The sequence below is a fragment of the Arthrobacter roseus genome, assembly GCF_016907875.1.
Classification (GTDB): domain Bacteria; phylum Actinomycetota; class Actinomycetes; order Actinomycetales; family Micrococcaceae; genus Arthrobacter_J; species Arthrobacter_J roseus.
The window spans coordinates 2,568,732-2,582,683 of the sequence record NZ_JAFBCU010000001.1; the positions used below are offsets into that span (position 1 = coordinate 2,568,732).

General features: G+C 62.7%; 13 protein-coding genes. 4 read left to right on the forward strand and 9 right to left on the reverse strand.

Features of this window, described 5'->3' with window-relative positions:
- Positions 1-62: 62 nt before the first annotated feature.
- Positions 63-1,670 (reverse strand): chaperonin GroEL, encoded by a 1,608-nt coding sequence (gene groL, locus JOE65_RS12360; RefSeq protein WP_205163476.1) that lies wholly within the window; start codon positions 1,668-1,670, stop codon positions 63-65.
- A 93-nt stretch (positions 1,671-1,763) separates the two neighbouring features.
- Complete coding sequence (groES, locus tag JOE65_RS12365; protein ID WP_275587559.1) at positions 1,764-2,087, reverse strand: co-chaperone GroES; 324 nt, start codon at positions 2,085-2,087, stop codon at positions 1,764-1,766.
- A 232-nt stretch (positions 2,088-2,319) separates the two neighbouring features.
- Here groES and JOE65_RS12370 point away from each other — a divergent pair, with 232 nt between their 5' ends.
- The 3 genes from JOE65_RS12370 to JOE65_RS12380 all read left to right on the forward strand — a co-directional run bounded on the left by JOE65_RS12370 (position 2,320) and on the right by JOE65_RS12380 (position 6,854).
- A complete protein-coding gene (locus JOE65_RS12370) occupies positions 2,320-4,293 on the forward strand; it encodes an aconitate hydratase (protein WP_205163478.1) in 1,974 nt (657 codons plus the stop codon).
- A 73-nt stretch (positions 4,294-4,366) separates the two neighbouring features.
- Positions 4,367-5,599 (forward strand): THUMP-like domain-containing protein, encoded by a 1,233-nt coding sequence (locus JOE65_RS12375; RefSeq protein ID WP_205163479.1) that lies wholly within the window; start codon positions 4,367-4,369, stop codon positions 5,597-5,599.
- A 103-nt stretch (positions 5,600-5,702) separates the two neighbouring features.
- Complete coding sequence (locus JOE65_RS12380; RefSeq protein ID WP_205163480.1) at positions 5,703-6,854, forward strand: glutamate--cysteine ligase; 1,152 nt, start codon at positions 5,703-5,705, stop codon at positions 6,852-6,854.
- A gap of 36 nt (positions 6,855-6,890) precedes the next feature.
- Here the strand turns inward: JOE65_RS12380 and JOE65_RS12385 are convergent, their stop codons facing one another.
- The 7 genes from JOE65_RS12385 to JOE65_RS12415 all read right to left on the reverse strand — a co-directional run bounded on the left by JOE65_RS12385 (position 6,891) and on the right by JOE65_RS12415 (position 12,602).
- Positions 6,891-7,460 carry a maleylpyruvate isomerase family mycothiol-dependent enzyme gene (locus tag JOE65_RS12385; protein ID WP_205163481.1) on the reverse strand — a complete coding sequence of 190 codons (570 nt, stop codon included), beginning with the start codon at positions 7,458-7,460 and terminating at the stop codon, positions 6,891-6,893.
- A 70-nt stretch (positions 7,461-7,530) separates the two neighbouring features.
- Entirely contained in the window at positions 7,531-8,613 is a 1,083-nt protein-coding gene (gene tsaD, locus JOE65_RS12390; RefSeq protein ID WP_205163482.1) for a tRNA (adenosine(37)-N6)-threonylcarbamoyltransferase complex transferase subunit TsaD, read from the reverse strand.
- Complete coding sequence (gene rimI / locus JOE65_RS12395; protein WP_205163483.1) at positions 8,606-9,109, reverse strand: ribosomal protein S18-alanine N-acetyltransferase; 504 nt, start codon at positions 9,107-9,109, stop codon at positions 8,606-8,608. Before rimI ends, tsaD begins: the two co-directional genes overlap by 8 nt.
- Positions 9,106-9,774 carry a tRNA (adenosine(37)-N6)-threonylcarbamoyltransferase complex dimerization subunit type 1 TsaB gene (tsaB, locus tag JOE65_RS12400; RefSeq protein WP_205163484.1) on the reverse strand — a complete coding sequence of 223 codons (669 nt, stop codon included), beginning with the start codon at positions 9,772-9,774 and terminating at the stop codon, positions 9,106-9,108. Before tsaB ends, rimI begins: the two co-directional genes overlap by 4 nt.
- Positions 9,775-9,795: 21 nt before the next feature.
- A complete protein-coding gene (gene tsaE, locus JOE65_RS12405) occupies positions 9,796-10,305 on the reverse strand; it encodes a tRNA (adenosine(37)-N6)-threonylcarbamoyltransferase complex ATPase subunit type 1 TsaE (RefSeq protein WP_205163485.1) in 510 nt (169 codons plus the stop codon).
- On the reverse strand, positions 10,302-11,459 hold the full coding sequence (gene alr / locus JOE65_RS12410; RefSeq protein ID WP_205163486.1) for an alanine racemase: 1,158 nt from the start codon (positions 11,457-11,459) through the stop codon (positions 10,302-10,304). The genes tsaE and alr overlap by 4 nt, the downstream gene beginning before the upstream one ends.
- A gap of 12 nt (positions 11,460-11,471) precedes the next feature.
- Positions 11,472-12,602 (reverse strand): carbohydrate kinase family protein, encoded by a 1,131-nt coding sequence (locus tag JOE65_RS12415; RefSeq protein WP_239536712.1) that lies wholly within the window; start codon positions 12,600-12,602, stop codon positions 11,472-11,474.
- Between JOE65_RS12415 and JOE65_RS12420 the strand changes: the two genes are divergently transcribed.
- A complete protein-coding gene (locus JOE65_RS12420) occupies positions 12,601-13,950 on the forward strand; it encodes a 6-phospho-beta-glucosidase (protein WP_205163487.1) in 1,350 nt (449 codons plus the stop codon). The two genes, JOE65_RS12415 and JOE65_RS12420, sit on opposite strands and share 2 nt — an antisense overlap.
- Positions 13,951-13,952 lie beyond the last annotated feature (2 nt).

Sequence of the window (13,952 nt, forward strand, 5' to 3'; positions counted from 1 at the left end):
GTTACACGCGAAAAGCACCCCCGCTCAATGCGGAGGTGCTTTTCGCGTCGTGACGTTGGTCGTTAGTGCTGGTGACCGTGGTCGTCGTCCTCTTCCGGCTTCTCGACAACCAGTGTTTCGGTTGTCAGAACCAGCGCGGCGATGGAAGCCGCGTTGCGCAATGCCGACCGGGTGACCTTGACCGGGTCGATGATGCCGGCTGCGACAAGGTCTTCGTACTCGCCGGTGACGGCGTTGAAACCGTGTCCGGTTTCGAGTTCGCCGACCTTGCTCACCACAACGTAGCCTTCATGACCGGCGTTCTCCGCGATCCAGCGCAACGGCTGCACCAGTGCGCGGCGGACCAGGCCGACGGCGGTTGCTGCATCGCCCTCAAGCGCCAAGACGTTCGCATCCTCTTCCAGCGCCTTCGCAGCGTGAATGAGTGCTGAACCGCCGCCAGCGACGATGCCCTCTTCTAGCGCTGCGCGCGTGGAGGAGACAGCGTCTTCGATGCGGTGCTTCTTCTCCTTGAGCTCCACCTCGGTGGCTGCGCCAACCTTGATGACACCAACTCCGCCAGCCAGCTTGGCCAGGCGTTCCTGCAGTTTCTCACGGTCCCAGTCTGAGTCCGTGCGCTCAACCTCGGAACGCAACTGAGACACGCGGTCCGCGACGTCCTGTTCGGAGCCTGCACCGTCGACAATGGTGGTGCTGTCCTTGGTGATGGTGATCCGGCGGGCTGAGCCCAGGACCTCCATGCCCACCTGGTCCAGCTTGAGGCCAAGGTCCGGGGAAACAACCTGCGCGCCGGTCAGCACTGCGATGTCCTGCAGCATGGCCTTGCGCCGATCACCGAAGCCTGGCGCCTTCACGGCGACCGCGTTCAGCGTTCCACGAATCTTGTTTACGACGAGCGTGGATAGAGCTTCACCCTCGACGTCCTCAGAAATGATGAACAGGGGTTTGCCGGCCTGCAACACCTTCTCCAGCAGCGGCAGGAATTCCTGAACTGTGGAGATTTTGCCTGAGTTGACCAGGATCATCGCGTCTTCGAGGACGGCTTCCTGGCGCTCTGCGTCCGTGACGAAGTACGGCGAAAGGTAGCCCTTGTCGAACTGCATGCCCTCGGTGAGAACCAGTTCGGTCTGCGTCGTCGAGGACTCCTCGATGGTGATGACACCATCCTTGCCGACCTTTTCGAAAGCCTCGGCCAACAGCTCGCCGACCTCTGTGCTCTGAGCGGAGATCGCCGCAACGCTGGCGGTCTGTTCGCCCTGCACCTCGCGGGCATTTTCCAATAGACGTTGTGCTACGGCCTCGACCGATACTTCGATGCCACGCTTCAACGCGCTGGGCGCCGCGCCTGCGGCAACGTTGCGCAGGCCTTCCTTGACCAGAGCCTGTGCGAGCACGGTGGCGGTGGTGGTTCCGTCGCCAGCGACGTCGTTGGTCTTGGTAGCGACTTCCTTGGCCAGCTGCGCGCCGAGGTTTTCGTACGGGTCATCGAGCTCGATCTCACGGGCGATGGTGACGCCGTCGTTCGTGATGGTGGGTGCGCCCCACTTCTTGTCCAGTACAACGTTTCGTCCGCGCGGGCCGAGGGTCACCTTAACGGTGTCCGCCAGCTTGTCCACACCGGCTTCTAGAGCCTTGCGGGCGGCGTCGTTGAACTCCAATTGCTTTGCCATGATGAAAGTCCTTTCAGCGAAAGATGCCCTGCACCGCTACATTGCCGGCAGTATTGCCGGATGTGCTTGCGGTACAGGGCACCTGAAGAAGTTCTACTTTTCGACGATCGCCAGGACGTCGCGGGCGGACAATACGAGGAATTCCTCGCCGCCGGACTTGATCTCGGTTCCGCCGTACTTCGAGTAGATAACGACGTCGCCGACGGCAACATCGATGGGAACACGGTTGCCGTTGTCATCAACGCGGCCTGGGCCTACTGCAACAACTTCGCCCTCCTGGGGCTTTTCCTTGGCAGTGTCCGGAATGACGAGACCAGACGCTGTGGTCTGCTCGGCTTCGAGCGGACGGACAACAACGCGATCCTCAAGAGGCTTAATAGAGACCGACACTCGGCTCTCCTTTGCATGAGTTACCAATGGTTTCAGGGTCTGGGATGGAGCGCGCAAACCGTCGTCGCGGTGCCGGATCACGCTACCCAGACAATTAGCACCTCAGGTCGAGAGTGCTAATACAGACTTTATGCCCCGGTTAGCACTCGGTCAAGACGAGTGCCAAAAGCGTGGCTGTCTTTGCACCGACCTCTGGCCACCAGCGGCAGTAACGACCTAGCATGGGGGCATAGCGATAGCCCTCAACCGGAAGGTAGCCATGGGACCGTCAACGCCGCAGAATGTGACCCAGAAGATCATCAGCGAGCATCTGGTGGACGGGGAGATGACGCCCGGCACTGAGATCGGGCTGAGAATCGATCAAACATTGACGCAGGACGCCACGGGCACCATGGTCATGCTCGAACTCGAAGCCATGGGAATCGAGCGCGTCCAGACCGAACTCTCTGCCCAATATGTTGACCATAACCTGCTCCAGACGGATGAGAAAAACCCGGAAGACCACCTGTTTCTGCAGTCTGCAGCGCAACGGTACGGCCTGTGGTTCTCGAAGCCGGGTAATGGTGTCTCGCACCCTGTCCACCAAGCACGCTTCGGGCGCCCGGGCGCCATCATGGTGGGCTCTGACTCGCACACCTGCGCTGCGGGCGCCATCGGCATGCTCGCCATCGGCGTCGGAGGTCTGGAAGTTGCCATGGCCATGGCCGGTGAACCGCTGTACGTAGCCATGCCCGAGATCTGGGGTGTGGAACTGACCGGCGAATTACCAGATTGGGTCTCCGCCAAGGACATCATCCTGGAAATGCTACGGCGTCACAACGTCAAGGGCGGCGTGGGACGGATCATCGAGTATCACGGTCCCGGGCTGGCTGGACTTACCGCTATGGACCGGCACGTCATCGCGAACATGGGCGCCGAGCTGGGCGCAACCACCAGCGTGTTCCCCAGCGATGAGGAAGTGCTCAGATTCCTCACAGGGGCCGGACGCGCAGAAGATTTCGCAGAAATTCTGGCCGACGACGGCGCCACCTACGACGTCGAAGAGACGATTGACCTCTCCACTTTGGAGCCGCTCATTGCCAAACCGTCCTCTCCCGGCAACGTAGTTCCCGTCCGGGAAGTCGCCGGCGCAGAGGTCTATCAGGTCGTCGTCGGGTCCTCTGCCAATCCGGGTCTGCGGGACTTCGCCGTCGTCGCCGAAATCCTCAAGGGCAGGCAGGGACACCAAGCGGTGTCAGTGGACATCAACCCGACGTCGCGCGAAATCCTTGAGGACCTCTCGAAGGGCGGATGGCTGTTCGATCTCATCTCCGCAGGTGCCAGAATTCATCAGTCCGGCTGCATGGGGTGTATCGGGATGGGTCAGGCACCAGCCACCGGGCGCAACAGTCTGCGCACCGTGCCACGCAACTTTCCCGGCCGGTCCGGAACGGATGAGGACGCCGTCTGGCTGTGCTCTCCGGAAACAGCTGCTGCAGCTGCGCTGACCGGGGTGATCACGGATCCACGGGACCTGGACATGGACTACCCGCGGCCGGCGCTGCCCTCCGAACCCAGCATCAACACAGCGATGCTGCTCGAGCCACTTCCTCCTGAAGAGGCCTCCCATGTTGAGCTGGTCAAGGGCTCCAACATCGCCTCGCTGCCGGAGTTTGACCCACTTCCGGACAAGATCGAGCTCCCTGTCCTCCTGAAAATGGGCGACAACATCTCGACCGACGAAATCCTGCCTGCCGGAGCCCGCGTACTGCCCTACCGCAGCAACATCCCCAGTATCTCCGATTTCCTCTTCACCCAGGTGGACAAAACCTACGCCACGCGCGCCAAGGAGGCGGAGGGTGGACACATGCTCATTGCGGGTGAGAACTACGGTCAGGGTAGCTCCCGCGAACACGCCGTCATCGCTCCGCGTTACCTTGGCCTGCGCATCGTCGTCGCGAAGTCCTTTGCACGGATTCACTGGCAGAACCTCGCAAACTTCGGTGTGCTCGCCCTTGAGTTCACCGATCCGGCAGACTACGACGCCGTCTCAAAGGGAAGCGTCCTGAGTTTCGAGGGTATCCACGAACAACTGAAGAACAACCACGAGATGACCGCCACGCTGGACGACGACCGACGGCTCACCCTGCGCCACCGGCTCTCGCCACGGCAGGCGGACATGGTCCTCAAGGGCGGCCGCATTGCCACGGTGGCCAAGCAGAACGTAAAACCGGACGAGATCGTCGACGCCTGAACGGCCGGGCGTCGTCACTTCCAGGATGGCAACGGGTTAGGGCCGTAGGGACGGGTCCCCATAAGCTGGCTTCATGGCTGCCGAAAACATCGTCCCGCTCCTGACTCCCGAGGGCTGGGAGCTGCTCAATTCGATGGGGCCCTACGTCGAAGCTGAAAGCCTGGCGGTCAGCGACAAACTCCGCAAGGCCGGGCACTCTCCAGAGCTGGTGTCCGCAGCCCTCACCCAGGCACGGCTGAGGATGAAGGCTCGAACCAAGTTTGGACCGTTCTCAGACCAGATGATCTTCTCGCAGGCGGGCTTGGAACAGGCCACCCGTTTCACCGTTGCGGCCCGCCACGCGCAACGCTATGTGACCGCCGGAATTACCAAAATTGCGGACCTGGGCTGCGGCATCGGAGCCGATTCCATGGCATTCGCGAGCCTGGACCGGCACGTCACAGCCGTCGAGGCAGATGAGACCACAGCCGCAATAGCCACCATGAACCTCATGCCCTGGCCGGACGCGGTGGTGGTCAACGGCACCGCCGAAGAGTTTGACCTTGAAGGGCACGACGGCGTGTGGCTGGACCCGGCACGCCGGACCACGTCCACCTCAGGCACCACCAGAATCTTTGACCCGGAATCCTTTTCCCCTCCACTGTCATTCGTTGAGGGGCTCGCGAATCGCGGACTGGCCGTTGGTGTCAAGCTGGGCCCCGGCATTCCCCATGACTCCGTGCCAGCCGACTGCGAGGCACAATGGGTGTCCGTCAACGGCGACGTCACTGAAGCGGCGCTCTGGTTCAACGCTCTCGCCCGACCCGGTATTCGGCGCGCAGCCCTGGTCATTGGCCCTGCCGGTGCCGCCGAGATGACCGCTGAAACGGATTACGACCCCGAGAATCAGGATGTCGCCGTCGGCGCCGTGGAAGGGTATCTGTACGAACCCGACGGCGCCGTCATCCGGGCTGGCCTTGTCGCCGACACCGCCCGGAGCCTCGGCGGGCACCTGTTGGACCCACACATCGCCTACATTTGCGCACCGACCCTGATCGACACACCGTTTGCCAGGGCCTACAAGGTTCTGGACGTGCTGCCCTACAACGTCAAACGACTCCGCACCTGGGTTCGGGAGAACGGCATCGGCATCTTGGACATCAAAAAGCGCGGCACCGCCGTCACACCGGAGGAGCTCAGAAAGCAGTTGTTGCCCGGCGGGACCAAACGCGGCACTGCCTCTGCCACGCTGGTACTGACCCGGATTGGAGAGGAGAGGATCGCCGTCGTCGTCGAACCTGTCCCCATCCCTGCCAGAGCCGACTGAGCGGCGCACTCCTGCATTATCATTGAACTGAGTTCCTTCCCCGATAAAGCGGTTTGAGCCACCATTTGTTAGCCGGCATTGACCGCACGGATCAGGAGACCATATGAAGATTGAGTTCGCCCAGTCAGAACAGTCCACACTCGGAGTTGAGTGGGAGATTGCTCTAGCAGACGCCCACACGGGCGAGCTCAAATCAGTGGCCGACGAGGTCCTCCGCGGAGTAGCCGCAAACTATCCTGGCCTGCAGCAGGACGATGAGCATCCGCACATCAAGCAGGAACTGTTACTGAACACGGTGGAAGTTGTCACCGGCGTCTGCCATACGGTTTCTGAGGCCAAAGCTGATCTGGCTCGTTCCGTTTCTGCTCTGCGCGATGTCACAGACAAGATGGGGATCGAACTGTTCTCTGCCGGGTCGCACCCCTTCGCGACACCGCGCTCCCAACCCGTCACCGACAAAGAACGTTATTCAAAACTCATAGACCGTACCCAGTGGTGGGGCCAGCAGATGGTCATCTACGGGGTCCACGTTCACGTCGGTCTGGACAACCGAAACAAGGCCATGCCCGTACTCGACGGGCTGGTCAACTACTTCCCTCACCTGCAGGCGCTTTCTGCCTCCTCACCGTTCTGGGGTGGCGAAGACACCGGCTACGCATCCCAGCGGGCGCTCATGTTTCAGCAGCTGCCCACGGCCGGTCTGCCCTTCCAGTTCCCGGACTGGTCAGCCTACGAAGCGTACGTCGGTGACATGTTCACCACCGGCGTCATCGACTCCGCTAGTGAGATCCGGTGGGACGTCCGGCCCGTAGCCAACCTCGGCACCGTCGAAATGCGGATCTGCGACGGTCTGTCCACGCTTCAGGAAATCGGCGCCGTCGCTGCCTTCACCCAGTGTCTGGTCGAAGAATCTTCACAGACGCTCGACGCCGGCGGAACCATTCCCACCATGCCGCCCTGGCACGTCCAGGAGAATAAGTGGCGGGCAGCCCGGTACGGCATGGAGTCCATCATCATTCTCGATGCGGCCGGCAACGAACAACTCGTCACAGACCACATCATGGAGACGCTGAACCGGCTCGAGCCCATCGCCCAGAAGCTGAACTGCACACGTGAACTAGCCGACGTCGAAACAATAGTCCGCAACGGTGCCGGCTACCAGCGCCAGCGTCGCATCGCCAAGGAAAACAACGGCGACCTACGGGCCGTGGTCCGCGATCTCATTGCGCAGATGCGGGCAGGCTCCAGCGCCTGAGCCGTACGGGCCCCTCCCGGATAGAACACAGGGCGCTCAGTGGCTGAAGTCCGCGTGGCGTCCCAGTTTCGCAAGAATCAGCGTCTGCCGGTCTGTGGTGTCGGGCACGTCCAGTGCGGGCTCGCAGATCCCTTTGGAGTAGAGGCTCTCCCCGAACCCCGCAATGGCACCCTCGAGCATGTTCATCTCTTCGCGGGAGAAGTCGTCGTCGAACCCTGCAGCCCGGGCAATATCCCACCGGTGCACCACCATGTCGAACCCGTAGAACCGCAGCATCGATTCCCCGACTTTCGCCGTCCCGAAGTAGCCTTCGTACTCTTTGTCGCTGACCTTGGGATCCTGCAGCAGATCCTGGACCCAGGCACTGTGCTGGGACCACGCCGCAACCGGATCATTGTCCACGCGCAGCTCTTCGTTTAGAGGAATTCCCCGTTCATTCAGAAAAGTGCGCTGCGTGGAGATGAGATGCCTCAACACGTCCACGGCTTTCCACCCCGTGCACGGCGAATCATTGTTCCAGTCGTCCTCAGCCACACGGACCAGGACGGAGGAAAGGGTTGCGTTCAGGCCGCGGTATTCGTCGGCAGCGCCGGTGTCATTAGTCATGAGCATTACGCTACCGGGATAGTTGGCCGCTGTCCTTGGCCCCATTGTTTTTACTTACCGAGTAAAACAGTTACTGGTAGACGGTGGTCACCGGCATGGACGAATCAGTTCCGAAGTCCAGGCCGCTCGGTTGACCACCGGCGGCGACAATCTGCGCTCCGAGCGCGGCCACCATGGCCCCGTTGTCAGTACAGAGAACCGGTCGCGGAATATGCAGGGTGATGCCGGCCGCGGAACAACGCTCGTGTGCCAGCTCCCGCAGACGAGAGTTCGCCGCCACTCCCCCACCGAGCAGCAACGAAGTGATCCCATGTTCTCGGCACGCCAGAATGGCCTTGGTGGTGATGACATCCACCACCGCCTCCTGAAAGGACGCGGCGACGTCGGCCACCGGGACGGGCTCCCCGGCCGCCTCATAGTGTTCCACGCAGCGGGCAACAGCAGTCTTGAGGCCGGAGAATGACCAGTCGTAACGGTGCGGCCCGGGTTCCTCGGCCGTGCCCATGTACTTGGGCTGCGTCAGTCCACGAGGGAAGCGCACCGCACGCGGATTGCCTTCTTGTGCCAACCTGTCGATGGCAGGACCGCCGGGATATCCGAGCCCCAGAATGCGTGCCACCTTGTCATAGGCCTCGCCGGCGGCGTCGTCGATAGTGGACCCCAGCAACTCGACGTCGGAGGCAATACTGCGGACCCTCAACACTTCTGTGTGACCGCCAGAGACCAGCAGCGCACCCAGGTTCTCAGGCAGCGGACGGCCACCGAAGGATTCATCCAGCAGCCCCACCCCCACGTGGGCCACGAGGTGGTTGATGGCGTAGAGCGGTTTACCGGCGGCGAGGGCGAGAGCCTTGGCCGCCGAGACGCCGACCATGAGGGCACCGGATAGTCCGGGACCTGAGGTGACGGCAATGGCGTCAATGTCTTCGAGGGAAACCCTGGCATCGTTCAACGCCTGCTGCAGCGTGGGCAGGAAAGCGTCGAGATGCGCCCGCGACGCGATTTCAGGGATGACTCCACCGAAACGGACGTGCTCCTCCATGGACGAGGCAACGGCGTTGGCGAGCAGTTGACGACCACGAACAATGCCGACGCCTGTTTCATCGCACGAGGATTCGATGCCGAGGATCAGAGGGCCATCGGGGTCAGTCATGATCTGCCTCTAATAGGTCCAGCTTCATGATGATGGCGTCGATCCCGCCACGGTAGTAGCGCCGCCGGATGTCGATTTGTTCGAAGCCGAAGTACTGGTACAGCTGCTGTGCCCGCGGGTTATCGGCGCGCACTTCCAACAGCACGCTGTCGGCGCCCCTGCTTACGGCCTCCTCAATGAGGCGGCGCAGCAGAACGGACCCGATGCCCTGTCCCTCGTGTCCGGGTTCGACGGCGATGGTCTGGATATCTCCCAGCGGCGGGATGCACATCAGCCCCGCGTACCCGATGATGGCACCGGCTTCCTCTGCCACCACGTAGTGCCGGGTCTGCTGCTGTTTGAGCTCTGCATAAAACATGTCCAGCGGCCATGCGTCCGTGGGGAACAACTGGTTTTCCAGCACGTGGACGGGCACGACGTCGTCGGTGGTCATGGCGCGCATCGTCACCGTGGGCGGCAGCTCCCGGTACGGGAGTCTGGGGATTCGAGTGGTCATGACAGTGCCCGCTTTCGGGGTCCGGGGACCTGGGCGTCAGATTCGCGCAGGTACAAAGGAGTGGTGTCCGTGGACTGTGTTCCGTTGCGGATCCGCTCCAGCGTGACGACCCCCAGTGACGAGGCTGAGGGCTGCAGGTCGGTGAACTCTTGGACGGCACTCAGCGCGTCCGCGTAGAGCCCGGCCCCTTTTCCGTAGACGGGCAGGGCTGGAAGCTCCGGCGGCGACGCAACCGCTGGTCCCTCGAGGAGCTTAGGGATATTCCCCATGGCGCTGTACCGTGCCCAGTACACTTCCTTGCGTCGGGCGTCCGTTGCTACCACGTACTCGTCGAGCCCCCGTTCCCGGGCATCCGTCAGTGCGTCCGCGGCGATTGCTTCCAAGCTCATGAGCCCAAAGAGTGGCACGTTCCAGACAAATGCGAGCGTCCTTGCCGTCGCGATACCGGCGCGCAACCCGGTGAAGGGCCCTGGCCCGGTGCCCGTGACCACAGCATCCAGGTCCGTGCCGTCGATCCCGGCTGCCAACAGCAGGTCGCGGACGGCGGGTGTCAGTACCTCAGCATGGGTTCGGGTATCCCCGGACGCGAATGAGACGAGAACGCCGTCGTCGTTCACCAGTGCCGCGCTGGCAATAGCGGAGGTGTCCAGGGAGAGAATCAGCACCGCTCCATTCTAGCCGTGGGCTCAGCCGAGCTGGATCCGCTGGCCCTCCCAGCGGGGTCCAAAGGCTTCGATCTGCAGGGTGCGTGGTTCGTCGTCGTCGGCTTCAAAATCCGGTAACTCGCCGCCCGTGGGGCGCGCCAGGTGGATATGGAGTCTGTTGGGCGAGAGGTGCTCGGCGCGTCCTTCCCCCCATTCGATGACGGTAACGGAGGTATCGAGGGTGGATTCGAGGTCCAGGTCATCGATCTCGCCTGCACTTGTGAGCCGGTACGCGTCAACATGAACCAGTTGCGGCCCGTCGGTGATCGAGGGGTGGATGCGCACCAGCACGAAAGTTGGCGAAATGATGCCGCTGCGCACGCCCAGACCAACGCCGAGCCCCTGGGTGAAGGTGGTCTTCCCGGCCCCCAGTTCGCCGGTGAGCAGCAGTACATCTCCCGCAGCGAGAGTACGTCCGATCTCGGCCGCAGTAGCACGCGTCAGCTCGACGTCGGCAGTGACCAGTTCAGCCGTCCACACCGGGGAACTCATTCGGTTTCACCCACGTAGATCCGCGGCACACGGGACCCGATTCGGGTCACAATCTCGTAGTTGATGGTGTTGGCGGCCTCTGCCCAGTCATCGGCTCCAGGATCATCCGGGCCTCCGCCGAAGAGCACGGCGTCATGCCCAAGAACGGACTTTTCCGTATCGGCGATGCCGTTGGTCTTTAGGTCGACCACCAGTTGGTCCATCGCAATACGCCCGCTCACCTGGTAGCGCTTCCCGTCGATGGCCACCGGTCCGCCGTCGGACGCCCTGGGCACACCGTCCGCGTATCCGAGCGGCACCAGTGCCAGAGTGGTGGGTTCAGTTGTTGTGTAGCGCAACCCGTAGGAAACCCCCTGTCCAGCGGGAACTTCCTTGCAGCCTGCGACCGTGGCTTTCAGGGTCATGGCCGGGCGAAGTCCCAGTTCAGCCGATTTCTGTCCGGCGAATGGTGAGAGCCCAAAGATGCCGGCGCCCACTCTCACGAGGTCAAAGTGTGAGTCCGGCCGCGATAGGGTGGCCGGAGTGTTGGCCATATGACGCACCTCCACATCCACTCCAGCATCCTCAGCGACAGCAACCGCCTCCCGGAAGCGTTCAATCTGAGAATCCGTTTCCTCCCGTTCAGGCTCATCGGCCACCGCGAAGTGCGAGAAGATTCCAACCACCCGCAGAAGGCCTTCCTCCTGATGTTCCATGGCACTGCTGACCAGTGCTTCCCACTTCTCCGGCGGGCACCCATTGCGGCCCAGCCCGGTATCGATCTTCAGGTGAACCCGTGCGGGACGTTCCAGTTCACGGGCCGCAGCAACAACGTGATCCAATTCCCATCCCGAGACACCGATGTCCACGCCTGCCTCGACAGCCGCTGGGAACGGGCTCGACGGCGTGTGCAACCAGGCCAGCACGGGCGCGTCAATGCCGGCGGCCCTGAGCTCCAGCGCCTCGGAGAGGTGGGCGACCCCCAACCACGCAGCACCGGCCTCCACAGCGGCGCGAGCGCACTGGATCGCCCCGTGACCGTAGCCGTCAGCCTTGACGACGGCCATGACTCTGGCTGGGTGGGCGATGTCGACGAAATGCCGTACGTTGTGCCGCAGGGCGTCGAGATCGATGATGGCCTGACGTTCATAGCCGGCTGACGGGGAGATAGTCACCTCCCTATTGTTTCACCGCTTGAGGCCGCGGCCGGGACCGGCGTCGGAATAGCGGGCCACCGTGGCCGAGGCGCGCCGTGCTGCCTCGCGCGGCACGCCGGCAAGAATGTCCTCCAGAAAGCTGTAGCGACGCAGCCATTGACGCCGGATCTTATCGCCACCCCGGTTCGCTGCTGTCCACCAGTCGGCAATGTCGCCCCAACCCGGTGCGGCCAGGGAACCGCCCACTTCCTGGACGGACAATGCTGCACACAGATTGGCAAAGGCAAGCCTGTCCGCCAATTTCCACCCGGCGAGATCTCCCATGATGAACGCGGCCGTGAAGCAGTCTCCGGCACCCGTGGGGTCGTAGGCGTTGACCGGCAGCGTGGGAACCCATTCCTCCTCTCCAGTGACAGAGTCGACGGCCATAGCGCCCTGATGCCCAAGCGTCACGACGGCAACGGGAACCTTATCTGCGAGCGCGTAGAGCGCGCGCCACGGATCGTCGGTGCGGGTGTATGCCATGGCTTCGGCGCTGTTGGGCATGAAAGCGTGAAATCGGTCCAGCGAGTCCAGAGATGCCTGCGGCCACGTTTCGGTGGAGTCCCAGCCCACGCTGCCGAACAGTTTGGTTCCGGCCGTGTGCAAGTCCAGCGAGCACTGATCAGGTTCAGGTACGACGTCTGCTACAGCGGCCTGGCAGCGCGGCGGGCGTCCCAGGAGGCGGGCGACCGGCACGGGCGAGGGGTGCCCGTGGCTGACCATGGAGCGGTCCTGGTGCACTGACATGGACACCGTCACCGGCGAATGCCAACCCTCGAATTTCCGGGAGTGTGAGAGATCAACGTGCTCCTGGTTTTCCAGAATGTCCCAGTTGAAGTCTCCGTACGCGTCGTCGCCAAAGGCCGAGGCAAGCGAGGTCCGCAGTCCGAGCCTGCTCGCTGCTATGGCTTGGTTGGCGATGCCGCCGGGGCTGGACCCCATGCCCCCGGCCCACGTTTCCGTGCCGGGCGCGGGAAGTGAGTCGAGGCCGGTGAAGATGATGTCCAGCGATACGGATCCGGTCAGCAGCAGGTCGAAGTCGAATGTGGTGTCCTCGCGTGAGGCCGCGAGTGGGTCAAAACGGTGCGGGCTTGCCATATACGGCACAATACTCTGCATGAAGCTCTCCATTCTTGGCGGCGGCGGCTTTCGCGTTCCGCTGGTGTTCCGCGCGCTCTCTTCCGGACGTTTTGCCGGACTGATTACCGACGTCGCGCTGTTCGATTCGGATCCGCGGCGATTAGCTGCCATGGAACGGGTGTTGGCCAGTATGCCGGTGCCCGACTCCGGTTCCACACCTACCGTGAGCACGTGTGCGGATGCGCGGACAGCCCTGGACGGCACGGATATGGTGTTTGCTGCCATCCGAGCGGGTTCGACGGCGGGCCGGGTGTTGGATGAGCGTATTGCGATGAAGCACGGGTTGCTGGGCCAGGAGACCACTGGCGTTGGGGGCATTGCGTATGCGTTACGGTCGATTCCGCAGATGCTGGCGCTGGGCCGGGACATTGCGGACGTTGCTCCGGGCGCGTGGTTGATCAACTTCACGAACCCGGCGGGCATGGTGACGGAGGCGTTGCAACCACTGCTGGGTGAGCGGGTCATTGGTATCTGCGATTCGCCTATTTCGTTGGTGCGGCGGGCCGCGTTGGCCGCGGGTGTTCCTCTGGAGGAGGGCTCCCTTTCTGGTGTGGATTACGTGGGGCTGAACCACCTGGGCTGGCTACGCGGATTGACGCACGACGGCAAAGATCATCTGCCTGCCCTGCTAGCTGATCCCGCGCGGCTGGCAACTTTTGAAGAAGGACGCATTTTTGGGCCGGACCTGCCCCGGATGCTCGGCTGTCTTCCCAATGAGTACCTTTTCTATTACTACTTTCAGCGCGAGGCAACTCTGGCCATGGCCGGTGCCCGGCAAACGCGCGGGGAGTTCATCGACGTCCAGCAACGCTATTTGTATGAGGAGCTGTTGACACCGGGTGAGCGCACTCCGTGGCAACTCTGGGACGCAGCCCGGCGCTCGCGCGAGGAAGGCTATCTTGCCGAGGCCAGGACCGACGGGGAGGACCGGGACGAAACCGATCTGCTGGGCGGCGGCTACGAACGAGTGGCCCTGTCCGCCATGGAATCGCTGCTGACGGGTAAACCCGCGGAGCTGATCCTCAATGTGCGCAACGGCGGCTTGCTCGCTCAGTTGCCTGCTGACGCCGTCGTCGAACTGCCATCACGGATCGACGGCTCGGGGGCAACCCCGCTTCCGACGACGGCTCCCACACTGCACCAGCAGGGGCTCATGAGCGCCATGAAAGCGGTGGAGCAGCTCGTGGTCCGGGCTGCAGTGACAGGCGACTACGCGGCTGCCCGTGAAGCGATCGCCATCCACCCGCTCGTGGATTCGTTCCATTCAGCGGGCGCGGTTCTCGCTGAATACCAGACATCTCACCAGGAACTGGCCTATTTGCGCTGAAG